This is a genomic window from Streptomyces sp. NPDC049970, from assembly GCF_040660235.1.
Taxonomy (GTDB): domain Bacteria; phylum Actinomycetota; class Actinomycetes; order Streptomycetales; family Streptomycetaceae; genus Streptomyces.
Genome location: NZ_JBFALP010000020.1, coordinates 91041 through 115044, shown reverse-complemented (window position 1 = coordinate 115044; position 24004 = coordinate 91041). Strand labels below are relative to the sequence as shown.

Sequence of the window (24004 nt, the reverse complement as noted above, 5' to 3'; positions counted from 1 at the left end):
CCCGATTGACCCCCGTCGAGTACGAGACCATCATGATCCCAGCCGCAGCCCTGGCTGCATAAACCCCGCTGTCACCCAACCCTGCAGCAGTCCCGTCCCCTTCTCATGGCATGAGCGGGTTTGCCGACTACCTGTCTGAAGCAACCGGCTCTGGCTAAGAACCGGACGGAGCTGAGGCAGGGGCGGTGGGGCTGTAGAAGACTGAACGTCCCTGCTTGGAACGCTCCAGCAGGCCCTGTGCAACGCCCTGTTCCAGAGAGTTACGCACCACCGTCACCTGGACCGTGCGCTCAGGGTGCGCCTCAGTCAGCGAGGCCGCTACTTCTGCCGCCGACCTAGGCTCGCTCTGCCCTCCCAGGTATGCGATGGTCAGCTCCAGCCACGTCGGCTCCCCCGCCTTCTTGGGCGACACAGCATTCTTGGACCCCTTGCGCCCAGCGGCGGCAGCCGCCTTCCCTGCTGCCTTCTTACGGTTCGAGCCCCGCGCCGCGGGAACCGCGGCCCCCTTGCCGCCCTTGCGCTGCTTCACGGTCTGCTTGGGCGTGCCGCCGAGCACTTCCTGCATCTTCGTCAGGACCTGCTCGCTGTCCTCCAGACGGACCAGTTCGTCCTGCAACCGCGCCAGCTCGCTGCGCACGCGCTCCTGCTCGCTACGGTTCGCCGCCAGGTCATCAGCGACCCGCTGTGCATAGTCGGCCGTGACACTCTGAACGGGAAGGTTTCCAGACATGTAAGTCCTCGGTTCTCAACGTGGGGGGCGTGTAGCGACGATGGTACCCACCCGGAACAGGCCAACCTCGCAGTCCGCCTGGCTAGAACGCGACTGCCTGGCATCGCTTCCGGCTGTTTGGTGGGTTGGCTGTGCGGCCGCTGCGGCCCCGGCGAGGTCAACGAGGGTGCCAGGTACGGATTTCCAGGTGAGTGGTGTGGGCGTCGGCGTGGATGCGCCCGGTTTCGACAAGCCACCGGTGGATGGCTGCGGTGACGTCTCCGCCCGCCGCATCGACACGTCGGGCGATATCGGCTGCCGAGAAGCCGCCTGTTGCGGCCGATCCGTAAGAGCGTTCCTCAGTGTGATCAGCGCGCTGGATGACGCTGCGGCGGATGCCGGGTGAGTCGGTGCGGCTTCCCGACACGTGGACGTATCCGGTCTTGGCGAGGCGCACGGTGAAGGCCAGGCGCAGGCCCTGGCGGGCGGCTTCGGCGATAAGGGGGCGTAGTCGGGCGGAGCCGGAGGCGATGGCTTGTGCTCCGGCGCGTCCGGTGCCGGTGCCGGTGGGAGTGATGAGGACGGCTTTGGTGCGGACGCGGGCTCGGGTGCCGCTGGCGGTGGTGCGGCGGGTGGTGTGGGGGGCGGCGATGGAGGCGAGTTCGGTGATGTCGCTGATGCCTGCGGTGTGGATGGCGGTGAGGACCTGGGTGAGGGCGGGGACGAAGGCTGCGCCCTTGTTCTTTGTGTAGAACTGGGAGACGAGGGAGGCGTCGCGGTTGATGATGCGGGCGATGTCGCGTTTGGTGTAGCCGGCTTGTTGGAGTTGGTCGGCGAGGCGGGCTGCCTCGTTGCGGTGCGGTGCCGGGCGGTTCCTGCGGCGCGGTGGCATCAGGCCCCCTCAGGGGTGGGGGCGGCGTGGTGGGCAGCGCGGCCCTTGTCGCGGAGGGTCAGGAGTTCGTCTTCGGTGGTGGGGGCGGTGAGGGGGCCGGGGAGGTGGCCTTTATTGAGGTAGTCGCCCGGCTGGCTGTGGTGGGGCCATGGTTGGGGCTGGGTGAGGTAGATGGCGTCAGTGCGGAAGGCGACGATTGTGCCGGGCGGGGCGTGGAGGGCTCCGGCGTAGGTGTTGTCGTCGCGGTGGCGCTGGGAGAGCAGGGCGGCGCGGGCGGAGGACCAGATGTGGGCGGCCCATTCGGGGTGGGCGTTGGGGTCGCGGGTGAAGCCGGTGGGGCGTTGCCAGGTGATGGTCTGGTCGTCGAAGCCGATGATTTCGGCGTCCGGGGGGACGTCGCGTTCCATGGTGCGGGGGGTGGTGCCGGTGACAGTGCGGGGGCGTTGGGCGAAGGCGCCGATGCCGTAGAGGAGGAGGGCGCGGACGGCGCGGGCGGCGAGGTGGGCTGCGGTGCGCTGGTCGGGGTCGCCGTTCAGGTCGGCCTGGGCGGTGAGGGAGGACCAGGCTTCCTTGAGTTTCTTGGACCAGTCGTCGAGTGGTTTGCCGTCGTCGAAGAGGATCCCGTCGAGGATCTCGATCTTCCACGGGGTGTGTGGGTTGGACAGGGCGGTGTGGATTTCGGGTCCGCCGGCCCAGGTGGTGAAGGTGGTGCCGGGGGTGGCGGGGTAGTGCCAGGCGCGGTCGCCGGGGGCGGGTGCGGGGAGGATCCCGATGTGGGTCCAGGTGTCGGGGACGGTGACGCGGACGTGCCAGTGGCCGCAGGCGAAGAGGGCTTTGGTCTGTTCCTTCTGGGACCAAGAGGCGAAGGTGGCCGCGGTGACGCGGCGGGGGGTGCCGACTCCGGATTTCCAGGTGTGTTTGGCGTAGGCGAAGGTGCGGTCGTACTCGACCAGGGCGGGGAGCTGTGCGGGAACGTGGGGCGGGGTGATGAGTTCGGTGCGGCCTTGCCCCGCGGTGGCGTGGAAGAGGCCGCGGAGCTCTTCGGACAGGACGGGGTAGCCGTCCGCGTACTGGCCCTTGGTCGGGATGGTGCGGGTCCACAGGTCACGGCCGGTCTGGGACGGTGAGCCCATCAGGACGGCGTCGGGCCAGTGGCGGCGCAGGGCCTTCCACAGCAGGACGAACGCGTCACGGATGACGGCGGGCTCGGTGCCTTCGGTGTCGAACCACTCCCCCGCCGACCGGATCTCGACGTGCTGCTCGCCATGTTCGCGCTGGTAGCGGCCGACAGGGTTGCGGGGGTGGACGAAGTGGCCGGCCATCCGGTCCTTGCCGCGGCCGGTGTCCGTGCGCCAGCCGGGTGTCGGGGCGTTCAGCCAGGCTCCGACGGTGTCCTTGAGGAAGGGGTGCTGGTCGGCCTGCCGGTGCCAGGGGGCTCCTGCGGTGATGTAGATCCGCTCGACGCCGCCGGGCAGGACGTGGAAGACGGTGTTCAGGATTTCCGCGGCACTGGCGGTCGGCAGGTCGATGCGGAAGGTCTGGTCACGGTGGACCAGCACACCGGTATGCGTGTCGAGGAAGACAGTGCTGCGGGCCTGCTGGGTGAAGTTCGGGTGGGTGGAGGCGAGGTTCGCGGTGTGTGCGAACCAACGGTCCCCATCAGGGCCTTCGGGGATGCCGGGCAGGGCGCGCTGTGCTCCCTGGGCCGCGAGAGGAGCGGCAGCGACCGGCGCTGGCACAGAGGCGGCTGCGGGCAGTTCGGGTTCCGCTACCGGTTCAGGGGCAGGGCGGGTCATGGCCGGGGCGACCGTGCCCGCCCGGGACGAGACCTGCTCCTGTGCAGGTTCGGGACCGCTGGGCGGTGCTGTCTCTCTGGCAGGCTCAGGGGGTGCGACGGCTGCGCCGGTCGGGGCTGCTGGTGCGGGGTTGGTGAGCTGGTCAGGGGCGAGGATGGGAGCGATCGCCACGATGTCGGCGAGGCTGAGTCCGGCTGCGGGCGCGATGCGCTCCGCCTTCGCCTTCTCGTATCCGGCCAGCGCGGTGATCTGCCGGGCGCGGTCAGTCTCGAGTTTGGCGAGGGTGACCTGGGTTTTCTTGATGTCGTCGCGCAGGGCCCGCAGCTCGGCCAGCTGCGCGTTGTAGGTCTTTGCGTCCATCACGATCCCTTGGGCCTGCAGGTCAGTTGGCGGTACTGCTACGGGTTGAGACGTACGCGATCGCGCCGCTCGACTGCGAGGGCAAGCGGGTTCCTAGGAGGAGATCCGCGACATCCCGGTCGGTCTGGCGCGGTGCGGTCAGATGTTTTATCGGGGTGGCCAGGTCGCTGACATATCCAGTGAGAACTGCATCGGGAAATGCGTGCCGCCCGCCTTCGCCTTTCTCCCACCTGTCCAGGCCGGTCAGAACCGCCACCACGTAGCCCGACACCGTCACCGGCAGTACTCCCCCGGCCGCCACGCTCGCGGCATCACAGCGCCACCAGCCTCTCAAGCCCTTGAGGAGGTCGTCGGGGCCAAGGTCTGGCGCGTAGCCTGCCCATTTCCGGTGGGTGTCATGGACTTGTTGTGCCGCGTCGACACGCAGGACCCCGAGCAGGTCGGCGTCCAGGCGGTCCACGGGCGCAGGGGCGCGTTTGTGCAGGGCCTGGACGACCCAAAGCGGCGTCATCACGCGAACACCGCGCCGGGAAAGACCGGGCAGTACGCCTGCTCTGATGAGACGCCGGTATGTGGTAATCGCACAGCCGAGTTCTTCTGCGGCCTGTCCGGTGGTCAGCAGCATGGCCTGCCTCCTCGGATCCGGGCGTTGCCGCGCTTGGACGCTATCGGCAGACCCACTATCCATGCAAGTCTGATCAGATATCTGATTTTAGTTGGTGTAGCCCTTGGACGGGGCCGCAAGTTCCTTGGCCCGGCTGGTCGTACAGTCCGTCGCTGAGCGGCTGGAAGTGCCCGCCCGGCCCGGTCGCTGGACAGGGCCAGCCGACCGTGGCTTCCGGGACGGCACCCCACCACCTCCGGACGCCGGGGTGGCGGTCAGGAGCAGGCGGCCCCGGCGCACTGAGGCTGCGAGTACGCGCCTGCTGCATTTCGCCAATTCGCCATGGCTGGACCGTCGGCGTCACCGACCATCAAGTGTGCAGGTGGGAGGGCTTCACTGGGGTGCTGGGTGCCGGACCACCTGTGGGGTGAGGGCAGGGGTGGCAGGGAGCCGGGAAGCAGGTCGCCCGACTCAGGAAGTGAGGTCAGGCCGATCATTCATTGTTTCGCATGGCGACAAGGATGGGCACCAAGCCGGCCGGTGGGCCAAAAGGGCCGTCACCGTAGTACCCACCACTGACAACACGCGCGACTACCAGAAAGTAACCTGATCACCTGTCACCGCATCTGGCGGAAACGCATTCCGCTTTGGCTTTATATCAACCCATCAGGGGAATACGTGTTCGACGTTCCGCATCACGCGGATGCGCAACTACGTAGTGACCTGGAGGCCTGAACCTCGTCCCGCTGTACCCGAGAATTAATGGCTTGTAAATGTCCCCTGACCACCCTCCTTTCACTCACACATTGGAGAATCAGGGGCCTCTCGAGCTGCACGGGAACAGATCGCTTCCTTCCGCCTGGCCGGTTTCATTCCCTTCGGGAGGAGAGGAAACGATTCGCTCCTGACCCGTTGTCAGAGGCAGCCGCAACGATGACGCGCATGAGTCTCACTTCCTGCCTGAAGGACCCCGCCTCCGCTATCTCACGCTTCCTGGCGGAACACCTCCCTTTTCCTGACGTCGTGCTGTGCGACTACCGCGATCGCCTGGCCCCGTACTCACTTCCGGTCAAGCCCGCACCTGAAGCGGGCCGGCGCGCCGAGTACCGCATGCTGGGACACACCATCGACCATCGGCTCCGGATCAGCCTCGGCGTGCCCACCGGCCAGCCGATCCGGGAGGGTGTGGTGCGCGCCGCGCTCGACGACGACGGATGGCCCAGCATGGAAGTCATCGACACCGTGCAGGCAGCGGGACAGGAGCTCCTGGAGGAACTGTCCCGGTACGAGAACACTGATGGTCGGCCGCTCACCCTCGACGACGCATCCGAAGACCGTCTCGTGCGTCTGTGCCACGTCGCCTCCAGTTTCGAAGCGATCTTCCGCTGTGTGGGGTGGGTACGCGGCAACAATCTCGGTTCAACCCGCCCCGGGGACACCCTCGATGACATCGCCGCCGCGGTGCCCGATTACGTGGTGGCCGACATCCGCAGCCAGATGCGGCTGGCCGGCACGCCGGGCCCGTTCGACCGCTTTATCAAGCTGCCCGCCGCTGCACGGATCGGCGGCCCCGTGTTCGACGGCAGTCGCGATGTCGGCGGAGCGGACGCCGACTTCATCCTGGACAGGCAGCTGATCGACTGCAAAGCGACCATCCGGCCGGAGCGGATGAGCCGGGCCGAGATCTACCAGCTCGCCGGCTATCTCCTGCTCGACTACGGCGACGCCTACGCCGTCACGGATGTAGGACTGTACCTGTCCCGGCAAGGCGCGCTCATCAACTGGAGCGTGCAGGACTTCCTGGACCTTCTCGGATGCCGGCTCACGTTGCCTGAGCTACGAGCCGCATGCCAGCACGCACTGACCGAGGGCTCCGCCGGCGCGCCCGCCCCCGCGGAAGCGATGCGGCGCCCACTCCCCCGCCCCCGCAACACGCCGGCCGTACAGGAGAGCCTCTTCGACTGAAATTGCCGGCCGTGAGGCGAGGGCTGGGTACTCAACCACAGCGCACGCCACGTCTCCGGCCAGACGTTGGCGCGGCCGTCGGCCCGCCGCGTCGCGCGGGCCTTCGGACACCCAACCTGTTGGACAGCTCAGGCTGCCGGGCTGCACGGGGGCTCTCGTCGACGTAGCGCCCACAGCCGCTTTGTGCCTACCGAGCAGGCAGCCTGCGAGAGTCAAAGACCGTGCCTGCGAGAGGATCGGTCGGCTTTTCGAGCCTGGTGACTTCGCAAAGCATGTGGGTCCTGATCACCTCTCTGGGTTCGAAGTAGGCGTTTGCCCGGTCCCGCAGTTGGTCCAGTGGTGCGTGGGCGGGGTTCAGCAACGCGCTGCGCACTGCGGACTCCACGGAGCGCATGGCGTGGGCCAGTTCGCTGTCGAGCAGCTCATAGCCTGCGTGTACCGCTTGAGCGAGGGCGTTCTCGGCAGCAGACCTGAGCGGCTCGCTCTTCTCGTCGAAGTCGTCGACAGGAAGCACTCTGCCTGCCTGGGCGTCCTCCAGGACGCGGACGAGGAAGGTAAGCCACGCACGGCAGCACACCCCGGCGTTGTTGACGGCGTCAATTCTCCGTGCGACAGCGTCCTCCAGCCTCTGCCTGCTGTCAGCGCGTTCTTTCCTGCGCTGAACAGTCAGAGGGCCGATCGTCGCAGCCAGCGCTGCGATCAAAGCAGCAGCGACTGCCCCCAGCAGACCGATCTTCGCGGCATCCACCAGTCCACGATAGCCAACACTCGCCCGCGCCACGCTCTCGATGCCTCCGCCAGGGGCTGCACTCGCCGGCGCATCGGCTGCGTGCAGTCAAGCGCGCCCTCCGGGAGCTGCCTAGCGCAGGCGGCTGCTCAGGCGTCCGAGCAGGGGCTGTGAGGTACGGTATGCGGCGGCTCGGGCGGGATCCGGGTCACGTGACGTCGGTATGCCAGTCGGCTGTCCTCCTGAGATAGCGGTAGCTGACCCGCAGCAGGGTCAACCGTGCCCACGCCTCCTCGGTCACGTGCTCGTCGGTAGTACTCCGTCGGTAGCGGGTTCGTGCTGCAGGACAGGTGAGTACTCCTCCGCTGCTGTGCTCTGCCTGATCTCGGCCAGGTTCACCAAGGCGTAGCCGTCTCCCGCGTCAGCGGTTTCGCTCGCCAGGGCCGTGGCTTCGTCGTGTCGTCCGGCTCTCTCCAGCAGTTCGACCAGATAGATCACGGGGTGATCGTGCCCTGCGTCTATGCACCGGCGGTACAGGTCCTCGGCACCCTCAAGGTTGCCTGTGCCTTCCCGCATATGGGCGAGTTCGCACAGGGCATAGATATTGCCGCGGTCGGCAGCCCGCCAAGCGAAGTCTTCAGCCCGTTGCCGGTCGCCCCTCATCTCGTTCAACGTCGCCAGCCCTTGGAGCGCGGCGTCGTGGCCTTGAGGGGTGAGCAGCAATTGCTGGTAGAGCCTTTCTGCTTCCTGAATTTCCCCGGTGTGCAATCTGGCGGCGGCGAGCCATGCCAATGCGTCGATGCTGCCGGCTGCAGCACTTTCCTGGGCAAGCGATTCGGCGCCAGCGCGGTCTCCACTCGCGTTGCAGGCGTAGGCCAGACGCAGGAGGGGGTCGCGGTCGCCATCTTCTGCAGCCTGCCTCGCGAGGGTCCGAGCCCCTTGGTGGTCTCCTGTCTTCTGGCGTATAAGGGCAAGCCGGGTCAGGAGGTCGGGGTCTCCGGCGGTTGCGGCCTGTGAGGCAACTTGCTCGGCAGCGTCTGGCTGGCCGGTTCTTTCCAGCAGCTCGACCAGTTGCTCTGTGGCGATGATGTCTCCGTCACCGGCGGCACGGCGATAGATAACTTCAGCTTCTTGATACGCCCCGGCGTCCTCCTGTAGTGCGGCGAGTTGGCGAAGGGCGAACACCGACCCGGCGTTGGCTGCCTGACGGATGTATGCCTCGGCTGTTGTACGGTCTCCCTCTCCTAGCCGTATCTGAGCAAGTCTGGACATCGCATCGGTACTGCCGACCTGCACTGCTCTCAGCAACGAGGCCTGAGCTCCGTCTTCGTCACCGGCCACCAGACGCAGTTCATACAGGTGCTGCCAGGCGCTGATGACCCCGGCGTCGGCAGCGCGCTGGTAGAGGGCTTCTGCCCAGCGGTTACGCAGGCGCCGCTCTGCTTGTTCGGCGAGACGGATGAGGTCGTCAGGGCGGGTGAGATGGGTGTGGGCGGCCTCCCAGAAGGAGGCAGGGGGGCACAAGGCTTGACGGTCGTGACGCCCATGCTGTTCCAGGTAGTCAGCCAGCCTGTAGCTATTGTTTGACGAAGTGGCTGGCGTCCGAGGAGCGGGCGTGCGGTGGGCCGGGCGGGGGCGAACATTGCGCAGCGGGGCGAGGTTGCCGTGGACTGCCTCGCCTGTCTCCGCGAGTACCTGCGCAAACCATCTGTCCGCCAGTGCGTCGAAATCGTCATCACCCAGGTAGTCCTCGGCTGCGTGAGCCAGAAATTGTGCAGACAGGTGAGGGCCTACCCCGAGACGGCGGGCGTCCATGGCCGCTCGCAGGACAGCACCCGCGGCCGGTGATGCAGTGCGATAGCGGTGGAGCAGCTCGGCTGCTCCAGCCAGGAACTGGGCAAGGCGGCCGTCTCTGGCTTGCTGCAGGGCTTGGCTGAGCTGCTGGTCGCCGGAGGCAGCCAGATGTGTGGCGCTGGTGATTGCGGCCGTGTCGAAGTGGTCCGGCAGCTCAAGCCGGCAGCCCGCCAGAAGGGCTCTCGCCTGGGAGTGCGGGTCGGGCTGGCCGGGTTGGGGGAGCGCGGTGAACGTGCGGGCGTATTCGGGCCAAAGGGTGCCCACTACCAGGATGGGTGCGCGTTCACGGTCGGCGAGCCGCGTACGCAGGGTTGCTGCTATCTGCTCCCCCAGTCCCTGCCTCGCACCCAGATAGTGCTGGGCCTCGTTCAGCCAGATCACGGTGTGTGGAGGGACTCGCTCGAGATCAGAGAGGGCAGCGTCGGCTCGTGTCGGGTCGATCGGATGCCACAGCCGCCATCCCAGGGGAGCCAGGGGCTGTACCGCTTCCCAGCACGCTCGGGTCTTGCCGGTGGAGGAGGAACCGACGAGGACGGCTGCCTGACTCGTGCCCTGTGCCGCCGTTGCCACGATGTGGCCCAAGTCGTCGTCATGCGCCCGTCGGACGTAGCTGGGAAGGGCTGAGTCTGATCGCTTCGCTGGTGCTGTTGTGCCGCGGCGAAGGGAGGGACTGCCGGCAGTTACCGCGGGATGGACTTCTAGATCATGGGGGTCCCATTCGGCGATGGGACGTCCCATCGTGTCTGCTGCGGCCAGGTCTGAATCCGGGGCGGCAGGGTCGATTTGACCGACTGCAGCGTCACGCAGGTCCAGGAGGGAGCGAACATCCAGCTTCAGGGCTGTGGCCAGGGTTCCCAGGGTCTGCGCTGAGGGTGCGGGCGCGGAGGTGCTGAAGGCGTTGCTGACAACGGTGCGGCCTAGTCCAGCTCGCTGAGCAACCTGCGTCTTGGTCAGGCCTCGCCCGGCCCGTGCCGCCTCCAGCCGGGCTCGCAGCTCAGCAAGAGCGGCCTGCCGGTCTGCGAAGTCCCCTGTACCCATTTCCCACCAGCCATCTTGCCGGGTGCAACACGCACGTTCACGGATGTTCGTCTTCGTTCACGTGTACCACAGCGAACACCGGATTCGAGAGCGTTGGCCTGTCCACGAAACCTCTGCCAAGGAATGCATCATCATGTCTCTCCGCGCCGTCGTCGTCCTGCTCTGCTGCTCTGCGATTCTGTTTGCTGCCGCGCTGACGGCAGGGGCGGCCGGTTGGCTCGCCCGCCGTGACGGAGCCAGCTATCCCGCCGCAATCACTCGCGCGGCAACGGCATTCGCCGCGACGCTCACACTGGCGGCCGTGAGTGCGCCCAGGTTCATCGACTGAGCCGCGAGCCGAGCGAGCTTCTCCATGTCCCTTCACGTGTCCGTCTGCCGGAGGACCGGCAGACGGACACGAGGGTTTCGTCCGCAATTGTCATCAGTAGCTGGCTCGTTGCAGGGCACCAGAGCGCGCGACAAACGCACCAAGCGCCATTACCCGGGGCGGCCCAATAGGGTCGGACGGTCTGCCGGGGAGGGTGCCGCTTGGCGGTCCCGCGGCTGTGGGGTGCCGTGTGGTTCGATCTTCTACGGGCCGCTGGCCCCATTGACGTGCTGAGGATCTTGAGAGGTGAGCGGGATCGCTGCTCCGGACTATGACTTTGCGAGCTTGTCCCCCTACGACTTCGAAGTGTTCGTCCGTGACTTGCTGTCCGCGCAGGATCGGCTGGTCTACTCCACGTACCGGGTGGGTGCGGACGGTGGGATCGATCTGAAGGCGGCTACGGGAAAGGGCTGGGTGGTGGCGCAGTGCAAGCACACACCCTCTGCGGACAAGGGATCAATTCTCCGGGCCGCCAGGAAGGAAGCCGGCAAGGCGGCCGGCATGGGTTTCGCACCCATCCGCTACGTCTTCGTCACGTCCGCTGAACTGACTCCTGGGGCCGAGAGGGAGACGAGGGAGGCCCTTGCGTGTGTCGCCGATATGGTGGAGGTGTATGGGCGGGGCTGGCTCAATGCCGTGCTCGCTTTGCACCCTGCGGTCGAGCGACGTCATTTCAAGCTGTGGATCTCCTCGACGCAAGCGGTGCGCGCCATGATGCAGGGCGGAGTCTTCCTGCGCGGTGAGTCCAGGATCCAGCGCATCGAACGCAACTACCTGCGTTTCGTGCATCACGAGACCTGTGAAATTGCCGAGTTGGCACTCGAGGATCACGGCTGTGTGCTGCTCAGCGGGGCGCCCGGGGCGGGCAAGACGACGATCGCCGAGTACCTGTTGCTCTTGTGGTGGCATCGCGGCTTTCGGGTGGTGGTGGACCCGCGGACTGTCGATCAGTGGTGGGCGTGGCTTGAGGACGACACTCCCACGGTGTTCTTCTTCGACGATGCGTGGGGCCAGACCCACCATCAGGACCACGGTTCACGTCACCATGACACGGACATGTCCGAGTTTATCGAGTCAATAGTAGAGCGGCAGACCAACAGCGCTGCTTCCAAGGTTTTGATCATGACCAGTCGGGTGCAGGTGCTGCAGGACACGGTGCGGCTCAGTGATGCCTCCCGACGCGCGGTCGAACGACTCGCGCACTGTCACGTCCCGGTGGAACGCCTCCCCTACGATGTCCGCGGCCGGATGCTGTTTAATCATGTCCACCTTTCCATGACTGATCCGCAGACTCGGCGGGACCTTTCCATCGGCCTGTGGTGGCAACGGGTGGCCGGCCATCAGAACTACTCCCCTCGTCTCATCGAGATCGTCGTTCGGCGTAGCAGGGCGAAAAGCGCTCAGGAGCTGATCGACGACCTGGACGAAGCTCTGGAGAACCCTCATGAGATCTGGGGGACTAGCTTCCGGGCGCTTCCGCCGGTCGATCAGCAGTTGCTGCTGACCCTGTCGCTGATGGACTCGCAATTGGTTCAGTGGCAGGACGTTGTCCCGCGGCTGGGGGGTATCTCTTCGTCGGAGCCTCATGTCGATGCCGCAGTCGAGCGGCTCAACGGATCGTGGATCACGAAGACGTTCCATTCCGGAAGCCTGACTCTGGCCTTGGCCGATCCCAGCCAACGGGACTTCCTCCTCCGGTATGTGTCCATGAGTCCCGGCGCGATGACCGCCCTCATCAAGAATGCAGTGAGGTTCGATGATCTGATTCCTGTGTGCAGGCGTGGCGAGGCCACGGAGCTGGAAGTCAACCTGCGGCTGTTCTCCAGCGGTGAAGACCTGTTCCGCAGTGTTCTCGACACGTGCGCCCGGGAGCTGCTGGCCCGGCTGAGGGAACTGTGGGACCTCTACCCATGCGACGCGGCGGATCTCGCCCACGGGAGCATTCGGGAACTGACCTCGCTCGTCGAAGCCCTGACACTGGTCGTGCGCTTTCACGGTGACCGCCGTGCAGCTGCGGGAGCAGCGCTGCCGTCCGACTGGTTCGCTGGCGCCCTCTCCCGTGTCACGCTGCTCGTGGACAACCAGAGCATGACATCCATTGAGCCGCTGGCAGAACTGGTTACGGAACTCGCTGCGGCGATCGATAGCGCCAGTCCCCCGTGGCCGGCGGACCACCCGCTCCTCGAGCCGGTCTCTCAGATGCGCAGCGTCATCGATCATGCCTGGGCCAGGCACGAACCAAGGATCGCCCGCCACCAGAACACCGGCTACGAAGCAGATCTGGCCGAGGCACTGGTCCAATACGCCAACTCACTGACCAGCCTTGATCTGAGGCCGACCATCGACACGTACTCGCCTGCCGACATCGATGCCTACCTGGCACGCCACATCGAGGACTACGACCCAGTAAACGTGGCCGAGCAGATCGACTCCATCGAGGACGTCGTCGGATGGAACTTCACCGAAACCCGCGAGCGCCTGGCCCCGCTGCTCGACGCCGAGGAGGAACAGACGCCGTCCTCGCCCAGACGGGCCCCGACCGTACTCCCCCGTCGTACGCCTGTGGCCGTGCCTCCTGCTGACGCCACTGCCTCCGTAGCAGCCTTGTTCCGGTCCCTCGGCGCTTCATCGACGCCTGAGAGGACTTGAGGTCCATCCATGCCTGGCAGCCTGGGGTTCCTTCTGGCCCTCGCCGAACATCCAAGCGCCGGGTGAGCTCTTTCACTGCGCTGCACCGACACGGGCGTCGGCCTACCGCGCTCCGCAGGTTGCCACCGGCCTGCGTGCTAGCCGATGCCCCTGCTTGGCAGGGCATCGGCTGCTGTCTGGCAGGAGCGTGCCCAATTATGTGCGGTGAGCGCGGCGCACCGTGAATGCTGCAGACTTCAGTTGTCGCACCAGGCGCTCATACGCTCCGCGAGGTGAGCGGTGTGGAGCGCGAGGGCGTCACCGAGCGATCGTGCTTCGTCTGCTGGGAAGTAGGCGTCCAGGAGGCCGTAGAGCGGTGCGTCAAGGGACAGTCGTTCCTGCACGTCCCGTGGGGGCCGGTAGTGGACCAGAGTATTCCTGAACCCTCTGTGAGCCTGAAGGATCAGGTTGCTCATCGGGGCCTCGAGGATGTCCTTCAGCAGGGCGCGGTCCGGCAGGCGGAGCCCGGCTCCATACTGGTCGTCGAGCTTGCGAAGGCTGGATAGGACGTGGTGAAGGGTGGTGTAGCGCAGCTTGAACAGCGTTGTCGCCGAGGATGAGGAGATGTCGTCGGCGAGGAGTACGTCAACAGTGTTCAGCGCGCAGGTTATGGCCGTCAGGGATGCCTTGATTTCCTCTGGGAGGGCGGGATCGAAGCTTCGCCGGTAGTGCTCCTCGGCACGCACCTCGTTCTCGGTCAGGTCCGTTTTCTGCATGACGTCGAGGGCGGTCGGCCCCTGCCAGGGCAGACCCTCTGCCGCCGCAGCGATGTAACCGCCCTGTTCGACGGCGATGGCGTACAGCCTGGGACCGAGCGCGTCCTCGTCCTTGAACGCCTGCGGGGGAAAGCCGAGAAAGAAACTGGCTGTGTGAGACGTCGAGACGAGCCTGCCACGGAATCGCCACAGGACGAGATCCCTCTCCAGCGGCCGGGCCGACGGCAGCCAGGTGTTGTCGAGGAACTCCTGGCGGTGTTCGTCGATGATGCGCCGGAAGTCGGCGCCGACATCGTCCAGTTCCTTGTACTTGTCGTCGTAGAGCTTGACCGAGTGCCGAGCCCGCTCGATGGCGGGCGCGCAGCCATAGGCAAGGGCGTCCGCAGCCTCGGGAGCGATATGGCGAAGCGTCTGGTACGACTCGTGGATTACCAGGCACATGTAGTTGTGCATGCAGAAGATCGGGATGACGGCCTGGTCCGAGGCGGCCGCGACGCTGTGGGCGAAGCGTCGGAGGAACATGATGTCCTGCGCGATCAGTGCCAGGGCGATGTCGTTACCGGGGGTTGCTGTCGTCACGGTTGTCTTCTCCGGATGCTGGTGGCGGGTGTCGCCTCCTGTCGTACGGCGCAGTTTCCGGCATGGTGTCGGCCGGGGGCGCCCAGGTGTTCACGGCATCGTGTCACCAGTCGGTGCCGGGACACATCAGGTTTTGGCTCCGCAGACCAGCGCAGAGCCTCGAAAGGCACGTGCAGCCGGACGGCGAACGTGCCGCCGAAGCGGGGCGGCGGCGAGGCCGCCGCGGTGAAGCTGGGACATCCTCGTCGGCTGCGGCATAGCTGGCCCGCAACATCCCGCAGCCATGCTGCGGCGCCCTCCTCCGCTGTCGGGGCACGGCTCGGTGGGTTGGGTGCAGTGTTCCCGTCAGCGGAGTACGAGGGGCATGGTTCCCGCTTGCCTCACCGCGGCCTGAAGCGCCGCCACCCACGACAGCATCGGCGTCACCGCCGCTCGCCTCAGAACCCGGAGGCAGGTGCAGCCACCTGGTGAGCGTGTGCTGTCACGTGGAGCGCGGCCAGAAGCACCAGTGCCACCGTCTCAGGGGCCGTCTCCGTGTCAGACAGATCGTGGAGCTCGCTGTTGCGGAGGTTAAGTCCTCCGTCACTGTCGACGAGCAGGAGACGAAGAAAGGCCTGCCAATCGGCGTGCATGCCGACGTCCGTCGCCCGGTCGATGAGCGTGGTCAGGAGGGTCACTCTGCCGCGGCTGTCGCCCTGTGGCGGCTGGACGATCGGAATGTGGTGATAGCGCAGAGTCTCCCGGAGTATTCCTTCGATCCGGGGCAGGGCAATCGCGAGGGCTGCGTCGTACTCCCCGTTCCAGTAGTAGCGGAACGCGTGCGCGAGCTTGGCGGCGCGGATTCCCGTGATGATGGGGTCGGCCGTGAACAGCTGGGCAAGTTGAGCGGCGGTCGGGTCAAATCGATCTCCCGTCGTCTCCAGGAGGTGGTGCACGTAGACCGAGGTGATCATAATTGCGGTGACGTGCCACTCGTTCTCGTCGTCCGCCGCTGTGCGCACTCTGGCCTCGGCCACGGGGACGGGGCCGGCGGCGTTAATCCGGATACTGGGGATAAAGGAGGACAGCAGGCCCTCGGATGCCAGTCTCCTTGCGTGTTCCTGGGCAGCCTCTCGCGTTCCAGATGGTGCCGGCAGGCTGGCCAGTGCGCTGAAGGCCTGCCCGAGGGTCTGCGCCCGGCCAAGAACCTTCTGGGAGAAGTCCTCGATCTCGGCTCGCCGCAGAGGGAACTCGAAGTGGAAGCGCTCCATGCCGAGTTGGTCCGGCGTGATCGCCTGCATCCGTACTCGAGCGTCGTCGAACAGGTCCTCTAGGCCGAAGTCACGTGCTGCGATGGCTGCAGCGTTGAGCCGGTCCACCCGAACAAAACCCGAGAACCGCTCTGCGTCGGTGAGCAACGCTTCAACGATCAGCCGCTGCAGTGCCGTCCGTTCTAGCTGGTCTTGCGCCCCTGCGATACGCAGTTGCAGCAGTTCGACGACGACCGGAACATTCTGACTGTGTACGCCGGTAGCTCGGCTAAGGAGTGCCTGCACAGCGGCGTCTGATGCCTGGCGGCTGACCAGCTTCCTCAAAATCTCCAGTACCAGGCCCGGCGCCGCTGCCTGGGGGTCGTCCAGAAGGTCACGAACAAAGCTGATCATGGTCTGCTTGGCAGCGGCCTCGAGGTCTCGCACACTCAGCCGCACAGCAAGGTCGTGCGCGAAGCGCAGGCAGTCACTGGCCCGGCAGCGTCCCGCAGAGCGGTCGGTCATGCCCAGAAGCCGGGGTACGGCTTCCGTGTAGTCCTCAATCGCCTTCCGGGCATGTGGGTAACGCTTGCGCGCCTCCCACACCAGGTGATGCAGCCGGGCGCGCAGCATGGGATGGCCCACAGCATCCGCATACCCGGACCAGATCTCCACGGCACTGTCCGCGACATGCTGGGGGTTCGCTGGCCACTGGTCGGCATCATGGCCGATGTAGCTGCCAGCGAGCGCTCCGCGTTCCGTGTAGTGGAAACACAGGGCAACACATAGCGCGTCAGCTTCAGCTGCCGCCTGACCGTGCCATGCCTCTGCGTTGACACGCTCGATCCAGCGCTGCAGCAGCTCCTGCAGAGAAGCGAACTCAGCAGATGTCTCGTCGATGCAGGCAAACACGGTCGGGTCGATTCCCATCTGGACCTCCTGGAAGACCAGTATCGACAGCGTCGCACCTGCTCCGCACTGGTTTTCGTCGTCGCCCTCCCGAACGCCCCAGTCGCTGCCTCACTGGGCGGTCCGACCGACCCGTCCATGACGATCAAAGCAATGAAGCATGGCTGATGCCGGGTTCGGGTTCCGCCGCCCGGCCCGAGGGGCCGTTCGGCTCCGATGCGCTTTTCCGAGTTGCCCTCGCTTGGCCTCTGGCCCGATCTGCGGTAACGGCGGCGGGACCGTCGCTGTCATGTCGCCTACCAAAGCCATGAACCTACGTTTTCCCAATCCAGACCAGCGCGCCGCGATCGAGGCTGCCGCGAAGCAGGAAGGGGGCACCTTGCAGGAGTACATCCTGTCCGCCGCCTACGCTCGTGCCACTGCCGTGCAAGATCGCTTCCTCGGGGCGTTCGCCGAGTCGATGTCCTGCAGCGGCGGGGCCTTTGCGGAGGGGGCCGGCGCGGCCGATCCCGGCGCGGAGCAGCGTGCTGCGGAGCTGGAGGCGCGGCGTGGTCTTGAGGAGCAGCAGAAGCGGGGTCACACAGCGTGACGCAGGGCGAACCGCTTCGCCTGCTTGAGTTGCCTCTCCCGCTGCACGGCGCGCAGTTGCTGCCACGTGATCCGCAGGTTCACGACTACGGTCCGCTCTACGTCATGCCTCCGGGACGCGCCGGTCGTCCCACCTGAAGGCGCCCGTGCCCTTTGCCCAGCTGAGCCCGCGGATCCCCAGCGGAGCCAGAACCTCGGGCGCACCTGCTGCATCTTGTCGGGGCCGGTGGAATCGGGTTACAAACCAGGCACCCCGGCTCCAGTTGCGGCAGTACTGCCAGGACGGGACATGGCACTTGGGGCATGCCACCCCGGCGCACGCGTTCCAGGCCCGACGCAGGGCGGCGTCCATGGCGTGAACGTCCTGGCCCGTTGGTTTTGCGGTGAGGGTGAAGTACTCCATCGGCCGATGATGGCAGCCAGTTCGGCTGCACGTCATACGAACTGTCAGCCTCCAGAAGGACGGCTGCCCTTCGCGAACACCCGCACAAACGCGGCCGTCCCAGAGCGGCGGGAGCCGTCCGGCCGCCCCGCCGGGAAGCAGCGGGGTCGGCTGGTGGTGGTACTGCGAAGGGGCACCAGGTGAGCCAGCTCCGGCGCGGTTTGACCCGGTCGCCCTCGACCCTGCGAGGTTTGCTACTTTTTCCGGCGTCGGACTGGTCCCGCCGCCACCGATCAGCAGCGTACGGACGGCCAGCCCGGTCGGGCTGGCCCGCATGCTCTGGTCGCGATGATGCCGCCCAAGGCCCCCGTCGGGATCAAGCCTCAAAACACCCTGTAGGAAGTGCCACGAAGCTGTCCTGGTCTGATGCCATTCACTGCCAGCACTAAGTGCCACTGGATGCCAGTAGGTCGCGGGTAGTTACACCAGGCCAGATGAGCAACCTCAGGTTCCAGCGCTGCCAGCAAAATGACATTCAGCCACTGACACTTAAACAGCACTTCACAACAACCAGCGGATCCTGAACGTGCTGCAGGACCGGCCGGGCCACGAGCCGGTGCGGGCCAAGGGCATCGCGGCGGCGCTGGGCATCGACAATGCGGTCGCGGCGAAGGTCGAAGGGGTGCGGTCGAAGGCCAAGCGCCTGGCCGAGCGCGGGTGGTTGCTCCAGGAGGCGTCGGGGGCGTTCAGCGCCGGCCGTCGGCTCGTGGCCGGGCCAGTCGGCGGCTCATCCGCGTGATCATCGAGAACAGGATCATCGCCTCGCTGGTCGCGGTCAGGGTCTCGTAGTCGCGGCACAAACGCCGCGAGTGCATCAACCAGCTCAGGGTTCGCTCCACCACCCAGCGTCTCGGAAGCACCACCAACCCCTCCATGTCGTCGGTGCGTTTGACGACTTCGCGGGTGAAGGCGAGTTTCTTGACGCACCAGTCGACGAGTGGGCCGGTGTAGCCGCCGTCGGCCCAGACGAGGCAGATGTCCCGGTGCAGGTTCCGCAGCCGTGTCCGCAAGGGCACGGCCGCCTCGCGGTCGCCGACGTTCGCGGCGGTGACCGCGACGACCAGGAGCAGACCGAGACAGTCGGTAATGATGTGGCGCTTGCGGCCGTTGATCTGTTTGCCGCCGTCGTAGCCGCGTGAGGCGGCGGGCACCAAAGCGGCCCCCTTCACCGACTGCGCGTCGATGATCCCGGCCGTCGGCTCGGCCTCGTGCCCTTCGTGCTCGCGCACCCGTCCGCGCAGCCGGTCGTGAAACTCGGTGATTAGCCCCGTGTGCAGCCAGCGGCGGAAGAATGCGTAGACGCGGTCCCAGGCGGGGAAGTCCACGGGCATCGACCGCCAGGCGATCCCGCCCGACACCAGGTAGCGGATCGCGTCCAGCATCTGACGGTGGCAGTACCCTTCGGGCTGCCCGCCACGGCCCTCCAGCCAGGCCGGGTTGGGCAGCAAGGGCCGGACCGCCGCCCATTCTGCGTCCGTCATGTCCGACGGGTACTGCCGTGCCCGGTCGGGATGATCGGCCGCGTTGCCGTACACGTGCGCGAGGCAATCGCACGACACGACGGCCGAGTTGAAATGGGCGGGCACGGGGGCGTACAACAACGACAACGGGGCCTCCTGGCGCAGCGCGGATCGATTCGCATCACCGAGCTACACAGGAGACCCCGTCCTCATGCACGCGATCGGGGAAGATCACCCGACCAGGAACCCTGTTCGATCCGCACGTTCCATGATCGGTACGACAACGGCTTCTGAGGAACATCGGCGTCAGATCGTGCACTGAGCCTCCGTCCGCCCTGGTGGGCGGCTGGGGCCAGGCAAGGTTGCCAGCCCGCGCGATGCCCGACCCGGACACCGGGTTCGCCCGGCTGTCGTACGGGCAGGCCCGCGCCCTGCTGGACGAGCACACCGCCGTACGTGGACCTGGAACGCGCTGGGTTCTGCGCGAGTGCCGCCACTCCTCCCTGACCCACCTCGGCGAGCAGGGCGCGTCGTTACTGATGCTGATGGCGAACCGGAGAACGTCCGGCGCTATTCAAGCCGCCCCCAGAGGCAATCGCCGAGCTCACCAGTCTGCTCGCTCCCGCCGGCAGCCGTCGCTGACCGCTGAGCAGGACCTCACCCGCAGCATGCCCGCGGACTGGTCAGGCGCCGACTGCACGAGGCGGCGTCGGTGCTGTTCTCTTGACGCCGCGGTCCGGCGAGAAGGAACTCTCCGCGACGGCGATCCGCCGATTCCCGGGCCGTGACGGCGGCTTTCTCAGCCCGCTCCGACGTCATGATCAACAGCTCGGTGACCGGGCCTTGTGAGCGATCCGGCCGGTCGGCGGACCCGGTACAAACCCCAGGCGAAGTCAGGCCACACCCGCACAGGGGTGGTCGGGTGGGGAGGATCCGGCCGACGTACGCGACACAACATGCCGACGGGCGCGTCGGCAACATCCGATAAGATGCCGACAGCTGCGTCGTCAAGTTTAGGTAAAGCGGCGACGTGGCCAGTCTGTCGTGTCCTCATTCCCTTCATCGCTCGGAGAGCTCCGTGTTCCTTGCCCTACGCGATCTGCGCTTCGCCCGCGGTCGCTTCGCCCTGATGGGCGCGGTGGTCGCGCTCATCGCCGTACTCGGTGTCCTCCTGTCCGGGCTTGCCTCCGGTCTGGCGGACGCCGGCATATCCGGCCTGCGCGCGCTGCCCGTAACCCACCTGGCCTTCGACGAGAAGGCGACCAGCGAGCAGTTCTCCCGCTCGACCGTGGAGCAGGAGGACTGGCAGACATGGTCCAGGGCTCCGGGCGTGGAGCGCGCGGAGCCGTTCGGGAACACCCTGGCCAATGCCCAGGTGACCCAGGGCGCCAAGAAGGGGGAGCAGGTCAATCTCGCCGTCTTCGGCATGACACCGGACTCCCCTCTGGCGCCCAGCCCCAGCATGGGTAAGGGCCTGAAGGAGGGCAGTGCAGGCATCGTGATCACCCAGGAGACCGCCGCCCTGGGCGTGGAGATCGGCGACGTGCTGACCGCGGACAAGAGCGAGGTGCGGCTGAAGGTCGTGGGACTGGTCGACGAGACCGTCTCCTATGGCCACATCGGCGTCGTCTACACAGACCTCGACACGTGGCGGCATCTGCACTACGGCCTGCCCGGCGACCTGCCCGATGCCGCGAGCCGCCAGGCCACCGCCGTCGCCCTGACCCTGAAGCCGGGCGCCGACGTCGCCGTGGTCGAAAAGGCAACCGGAACCCTCGCCGAGACCAAGGAGGCCACGTTCAACGCGTCCCCCGGCTACGAGGCCGAGTCGAGCACCATGGCCCTGATCAAGGGGTTCCTGTACGTCATCTCCGCCCTGGTCGTCGGCGCGTTCTTCACCGTCTGGACCGTCCAGCGCAAGCCCGAGATTGCCCTGATGAAGGCACTGGGCGCCCCGACCGGGTACATCCTGCGCGACGCGCTCACCCAGGTCGTCGCCGTGCTCGTCGCAGCCACGGCCCTCGGCACCGCCGTCGGCCTGGCCCTGGGCAGCGCGATGATCGGCAAGGCCCCCTTCTCCCTCTCCGCACCGGCCATCGCCACCTCCTCCGGCCTCCTCATCGTCCTCGGGACCGTGGGCGCTGGCGTCGCTGTCCGCCGCATCACCGCCGTCGACCCCCTGATCGCTCTGGGAGCCACCCGATGACCACACCCGCCCCCGACCACCAGGCCGCCGCGGACACCGACCGCTCCGGCGGGCTGCGCCTGGACGACGTCACCCTCACCCTCGGCGACGGCGATACCGCCGTCACCGCCCTCGACCACGTCGGCCTGACCGTTGCCCCCGGCGAGTTCGTCGCTGTCGTCGGCCCCTCCGGATCCGGCAAGTCCAGCCTCCTCGCCGTCGCCGGCGGCCTCCAGCGGCCCACCTCGGGCACCGTGCACATCGCCGGCACCGAGCTGACCGCCCTTTCGGACAAGGAACGCACCGCCGCCCGCCGCCGCCACATCGGCTTCGTCTTCCAGCAGTCGAACCTGCTGGCCTCCCTCACTGTGAGGGAACAGCTCCTGCTGCCCCTGCACATCGACGGACGCCTCGACACCACTGCCCGGGCCCGTGCAGACGAACTCATCGAAGCCGTCGGACTGACCCACCGCGCCGGCTCCCGTCCGCATCAGCTGTCGGGCGGCGAGCGCCAGCGCGCGGGCCTGGCCCGCGCCCTGATGACCTCCCCCGCCGTCCTGCTGGTGGACGAACCCACCTCGGCACTGGACCGGGTACGGTCCGCCGAGGCGGTGCGGCTGATCGCCGAGCAGACCCACGAGCGCGGCACGGCCACGGTCATGGTCACCCACGACACGGCGATAATGGACGCTGCCGACCGGGTGTACGAGATGGTCGACGGCCGCCTGTCCTGACGGGGGCCGCCAACCGGCGCCGCATTCCCGGCCCTGTCCACCCTTACAGGAGCCCGCCCCCCATGCCGAAGATCAACGCCTCCACCGTCGCCGAGCACCGCGCCCAGCAACGCGAGGCGCTGATCGGGGCGGCGATCGACATCCTGGTCAACGAGGGCGCCGCCGCCGTCACACCGGCGGCGGTCGGCGCCCGCGCGGGCCTGGCCCGCTCCAGCGTCTACCAGTACTTCGACTCCTCGCCAGCCCTCCTGGCCACCATCACGGAGGAAGCCTTCCGACGCTCCAACGAGGCACTCACCCGCGCCATGGCCACTGCGAAAGGCCCACTGGAACGCGTCGAGGCGTTCTTCGGGGAAAGCCTCCGCCTGGGCGCCGAAGGCGCACACCGGCCCGCCGTCGCCCTCATGAACGCCGGCCTTCCTCCCGCCTGCCAGCAGAGGCTGATGGAACTCCACCTGGACCAGGTCGAACCGTTCCGCGCCGCCGTCCGGGAGCTTGGCGCTCCTGAGCCCGCGCTCACGGCCGACCTCATCGCCGGAATGCTGCACACCGCCCTGGCCGCCGTCGAGAACGGCACCCCCCTCGATACGGTCACACAGCGCACCCTCACCCTCGTACGCCGCTGCCTCAGCGCCTGTGCTTAAAGGTCCGGCGTGTTCCTCGCAGGTTAGGATTCGAACAGGATCAGGTGAGGCCCGGGCGGCGGGCAACTGGATGTCCGGTTCGCCCGCGGTGAGCCGGGCCTGCGTGAGAATGTGGTCGAAGAGCCAGTCGTTGGACGAGTGAGGGTGGCGTTGCTGACCGGCAACGCCGTCTGGATCAGTCCCGGTGGGCTTCGCGGGAGTCGGGTTGGCCGCCGCGGCGGGATGACCGGCGGGTGATTCGCCTGGTCATAAGCGTGATTGCGGCCCAAGTGATCAGCGATTCCGAATGCTGAATCAACCGCTCGTAGTCTCTCGCGTGGCGGCGCGCGTGCATGATCCAGGCGAGGGACCGCTCGACGACCCAGCGGCGGGGCAGGATCACGAACCCAGGGGTGTTCTTCGGCCGGCTCACCGTTTTCAGCGTGAGTCCGAGATACTTCTTGGCCCAGGTCACGAGCTGTCCGGCATAGCCCGAGTCGGCCCAGGCGATCGTGATCTCAGGGTGCATCAGCCGCAGGCGGAAGAGGACTTCCTTCGCGGCGTCGCGGTCGGTCATGTCGGCCGGGGTGACCATGACGAACAGCGGCAGACCCTTGGTGTCGACCACGAGGTGGCGCTTGCGTCCGTTGATTTTCTTCGCGCCGTCATAGCCACGGGAGTCACGGCCGACGGTCTCGGCGGCCTTGACCGACTGGGAGTCGATCACGGTCGCGACCGCTCCGGGCGACCGGCCGAGGTCGCGGCGGATGCGCTTGCGGAGCTGGTCACGGATCTGTCCGACGACGCCAGCGGCCGCCCATCGGGCCATGAACCCGTAACACGTGCGCCAGGGTGGGAAGTCGCGCGGGAGGGCTCGCCATTTGCAGCCGGTGTCCACGACATAGCGGATCGCGTCGACGATCTCGCGCCGCGGGAGCTTCTCCGGCCGGCCGCCGGTGGGGGTGTCGCAGGCCGGGACAGGCAGCAGCGGTTCGATCAGCGCCCACTCGTCGTCGAAGGTGTCGGAGGGGTAGCACCGTCTGCGCGGCAACGTGGCCCCTCCAGTGGGCGATGGGGTGGTCCTGGCCGCTTCGCGGCCAGGACCACCGGTCAGGCGTCGATGTAGTCAGCGATGACGTCGAGCGTCGATTCGACGCTGCTGAGCTGGGTGTTGAGGTGTTTGATCCACCGTCCTTTCGGCTGGAGGGTGGCGTGGGGGATGACGACGCCGGTGATGAACCGGCGGATCTCGGTGAGCTTGGCGCGGATGACCGCGACCTCGTATGCCTGGAGCTCGGTGGTGTCGGAGCAGAACTGGTAACCGTCGGCGCTGGTCCAGATCAGGGGCGGCCAGCCCTGCTCGGCGATGATGTCGCGCAGGCAGGCCAGCCCGGACCGGGCCTGGTGGGGGGAGAGTTCGCTGGATCTGACCAGCTGGGCGAAGGTCAGTCCGGCGGGGCGGGCCTCGAAGAGGACGAAGCGGATGCTGTCAGCATGGCGCTGGGCGGCCGGTGGTCTGCGCGCGGAAGCACGGGGCAT

The 24004-nt window shown here is 67.0% G+C and carries 18 protein-coding genes and 2 pseudogenes; 9 read left to right on the top strand and 11 right to left on the bottom strand.

What is annotated here, in order from left to right; all coding sequences use genetic code 11:
• Positions 1–154: 154 nt before the first annotated feature.
• The 4 genes from AB0I83_RS27185 to AB0I83_RS27170 form a co-directional block, all read right to left on the bottom strand.
• Positions 155–730 (bottom strand): hypothetical protein, encoded by a 576-nt coding sequence (locus AB0I83_RS27185; RefSeq protein ID WP_363306490.1) that lies wholly within the window; start codon positions 728–730, stop codon positions 155–157.
• Between the two features lie 157 nt (positions 731–887).
• Positions 888–1601, bottom strand: a complete 714-nt coding sequence (locus AB0I83_RS27180) for a helix-turn-helix domain containing protein (protein ID WP_363306489.1) — start codon at positions 1599–1601, stop codon at positions 888–890.
• The gene (locus AB0I83_RS27175; protein ID WP_363306488.1) at positions 1601–3757 is read right to left on the bottom strand and encodes a hypothetical protein; all 2157 of its coding nucleotides are present in this window, start codon (positions 3755–3757) and stop codon (positions 1601–1603) included. Before AB0I83_RS27175 ends, AB0I83_RS27180 begins: the two co-directional genes overlap by 1 nt.
• A gap of 22 nt (positions 3758–3779) precedes the next feature.
• Positions 3780–4382 carry a helix-turn-helix domain-containing protein gene (locus AB0I83_RS27170; protein ID WP_124272233.1) on the bottom strand — a complete coding sequence of 201 codons (603 nt, stop codon included), beginning with the start codon at positions 4380–4382 and terminating at the stop codon, positions 3780–3782.
• A gap of 912 nt (positions 4383–5294) precedes the next feature.
• Between AB0I83_RS27170 and AB0I83_RS27165 the strand changes: the two genes are divergently transcribed.
• Complete coding sequence (locus tag AB0I83_RS27165; protein WP_363306487.1) at positions 5295–6326, top strand: hypothetical protein; 1032 nt, start codon at positions 5295–5297, stop codon at positions 6324–6326.
• A 187-nt stretch (positions 6327–6513) separates the two neighbouring features.
• Here AB0I83_RS27165 and AB0I83_RS27160 read toward each other — a convergent pair whose 3' ends face one another.
• Positions 6514–7074: a hypothetical protein gene (locus AB0I83_RS27160; RefSeq protein WP_363306486.1), complete on the bottom strand. Its 561-nt coding sequence runs from the start codon at positions 7072–7074 to the stop codon at positions 6514–6516.
• Between the two features lie 276 nt (positions 7075–7350).
• Positions 7351–9288, bottom strand: coding sequence for a transcriptional regulator (locus AB0I83_RS27155; protein WP_363306485.1), 1938 nt, complete (start codon positions 9286–9288; stop codon positions 7351–7353).
• Between the two features lie 700 nt (positions 9289–9988).
• Here AB0I83_RS27155 and AB0I83_RS27150 point away from each other — a divergent pair.
• Both AB0I83_RS27150 and AB0I83_RS27145 read left to right on the top strand, forming a co-directional pair.
• Positions 9989–10273 (top strand): hypothetical protein, encoded by a 285-nt coding sequence (locus AB0I83_RS27150; protein WP_363306483.1) that lies wholly within the window; start codon positions 9989–9991, stop codon positions 10271–10273.
• 285 nt (positions 10274–10558) lie between these two features.
• Positions 10559–12961, top strand: a complete 2403-nt coding sequence (locus tag AB0I83_RS27145) for a restriction endonuclease (RefSeq protein WP_363306482.1) — start codon at positions 10559–10561, stop codon at positions 12959–12961.
• A 236-nt stretch (positions 12962–13197) separates the two neighbouring features.
• Here AB0I83_RS27145 and AB0I83_RS27140 read toward each other — a convergent pair whose 3' ends face one another.
• Both AB0I83_RS27140 and AB0I83_RS27135 read right to left on the bottom strand, forming a co-directional pair.
• Entirely contained in the window at positions 13198–14295 is a 1098-nt protein-coding gene (locus AB0I83_RS27140) for a hypothetical protein (protein ID WP_363306481.1), read from the bottom strand.
• 437 nt (positions 14296–14732) lie between these two features.
• Positions 14733–16454, bottom strand: a complete 1722-nt coding sequence (locus AB0I83_RS27135; RefSeq protein ID WP_363306480.1) for a hypothetical protein — start codon at positions 16452–16454, stop codon at positions 14733–14735.
• 268 nt (positions 16455–16722) lie between these two features.
• Between AB0I83_RS27135 and AB0I83_RS27130 the strand changes: the two genes are divergently transcribed.
• Together AB0I83_RS27130 and AB0I83_RS27125 are read left to right on the top strand one after the other, a co-directional pair.
• The gene (locus tag AB0I83_RS27130; RefSeq protein WP_363306479.1) at positions 16723–17022 is read left to right on the top strand and encodes a DUF1778 domain-containing protein; all 300 of its coding nucleotides are present in this window, start codon (positions 16723–16725) and stop codon (positions 17020–17022) included.
• Between the two features lie 967 nt (positions 17023–17989).
• Positions 17990–18202 carry a hypothetical protein gene (locus tag AB0I83_RS27125; RefSeq protein WP_363306478.1) on the top strand — a complete coding sequence of 71 codons (213 nt, stop codon included), beginning with the start codon at positions 17990–17992 and terminating at the stop codon, positions 18200–18202.
• On the opposite strand, the gene AB0I83_RS27120 is transcribed toward AB0I83_RS27125, so the two are convergent.
• Positions 18150–19049, bottom strand: a complete 900-nt coding sequence (locus AB0I83_RS27120; protein WP_363306477.1) for an IS5 family transposase — start codon at positions 19047–19049, stop codon at positions 18150–18152. The two genes, AB0I83_RS27125 and AB0I83_RS27120, sit on opposite strands and share 53 nt — an antisense overlap.
• Positions 19050–19272: 223 nt before the next feature.
• Between AB0I83_RS27120 and AB0I83_RS27115 the strand changes: the two are divergent.
• The 4 genes and pseudogenes from AB0I83_RS27115 to AB0I83_RS27100 form a co-directional block, all read left to right on the top strand.
• Positions 19273–19565, top strand: a pseudogene (locus tag AB0I83_RS27115) (site-specific integrase); the annotation flags it as partial.
• 436 nt (positions 19566–20001) lie between these two features.
• Positions 20002–21129 carry an ABC transporter permease gene (locus AB0I83_RS27110; protein WP_363306476.1) on the top strand — a complete coding sequence of 376 codons (1128 nt, stop codon included), beginning with the start codon at positions 20002–20004 and terminating at the stop codon, positions 21127–21129.
• The gene (locus tag AB0I83_RS27105; protein WP_030584744.1) at positions 21126–21842 is read left to right on the top strand and encodes an ABC transporter ATP-binding protein; all 717 of its coding nucleotides are present in this window, start codon (positions 21126–21128) and stop codon (positions 21840–21842) included. Before AB0I83_RS27110 ends, AB0I83_RS27105 begins: the two co-directional genes overlap by 4 nt.
• Before the next feature lie 62 nt (positions 21843–21904).
• The gene (locus tag AB0I83_RS27100; RefSeq protein WP_030584741.1) at positions 21905–22486 is read left to right on the top strand and encodes a TetR/AcrR family transcriptional regulator; all 582 of its coding nucleotides are present in this window, start codon (positions 21905–21907) and stop codon (positions 22484–22486) included.
• A 23-nt stretch (positions 22487–22509) separates the two neighbouring features.
• Here AB0I83_RS27100 and AB0I83_RS27095 read toward each other — a convergent pair.
• Positions 22510–23516, bottom strand: a pseudogene (locus AB0I83_RS27095) (IS5 family transposase).
• A 59-nt stretch (positions 23517–23575) separates the two neighbouring features.
• The gene (locus AB0I83_RS27090) at positions 23576–24004 is read right to left on the bottom strand and encodes a RacP protein (RefSeq protein ID WP_363306475.1); all 429 of its coding nucleotides are present in this window, start codon (positions 24002–24004) and stop codon (positions 23576–23578) included.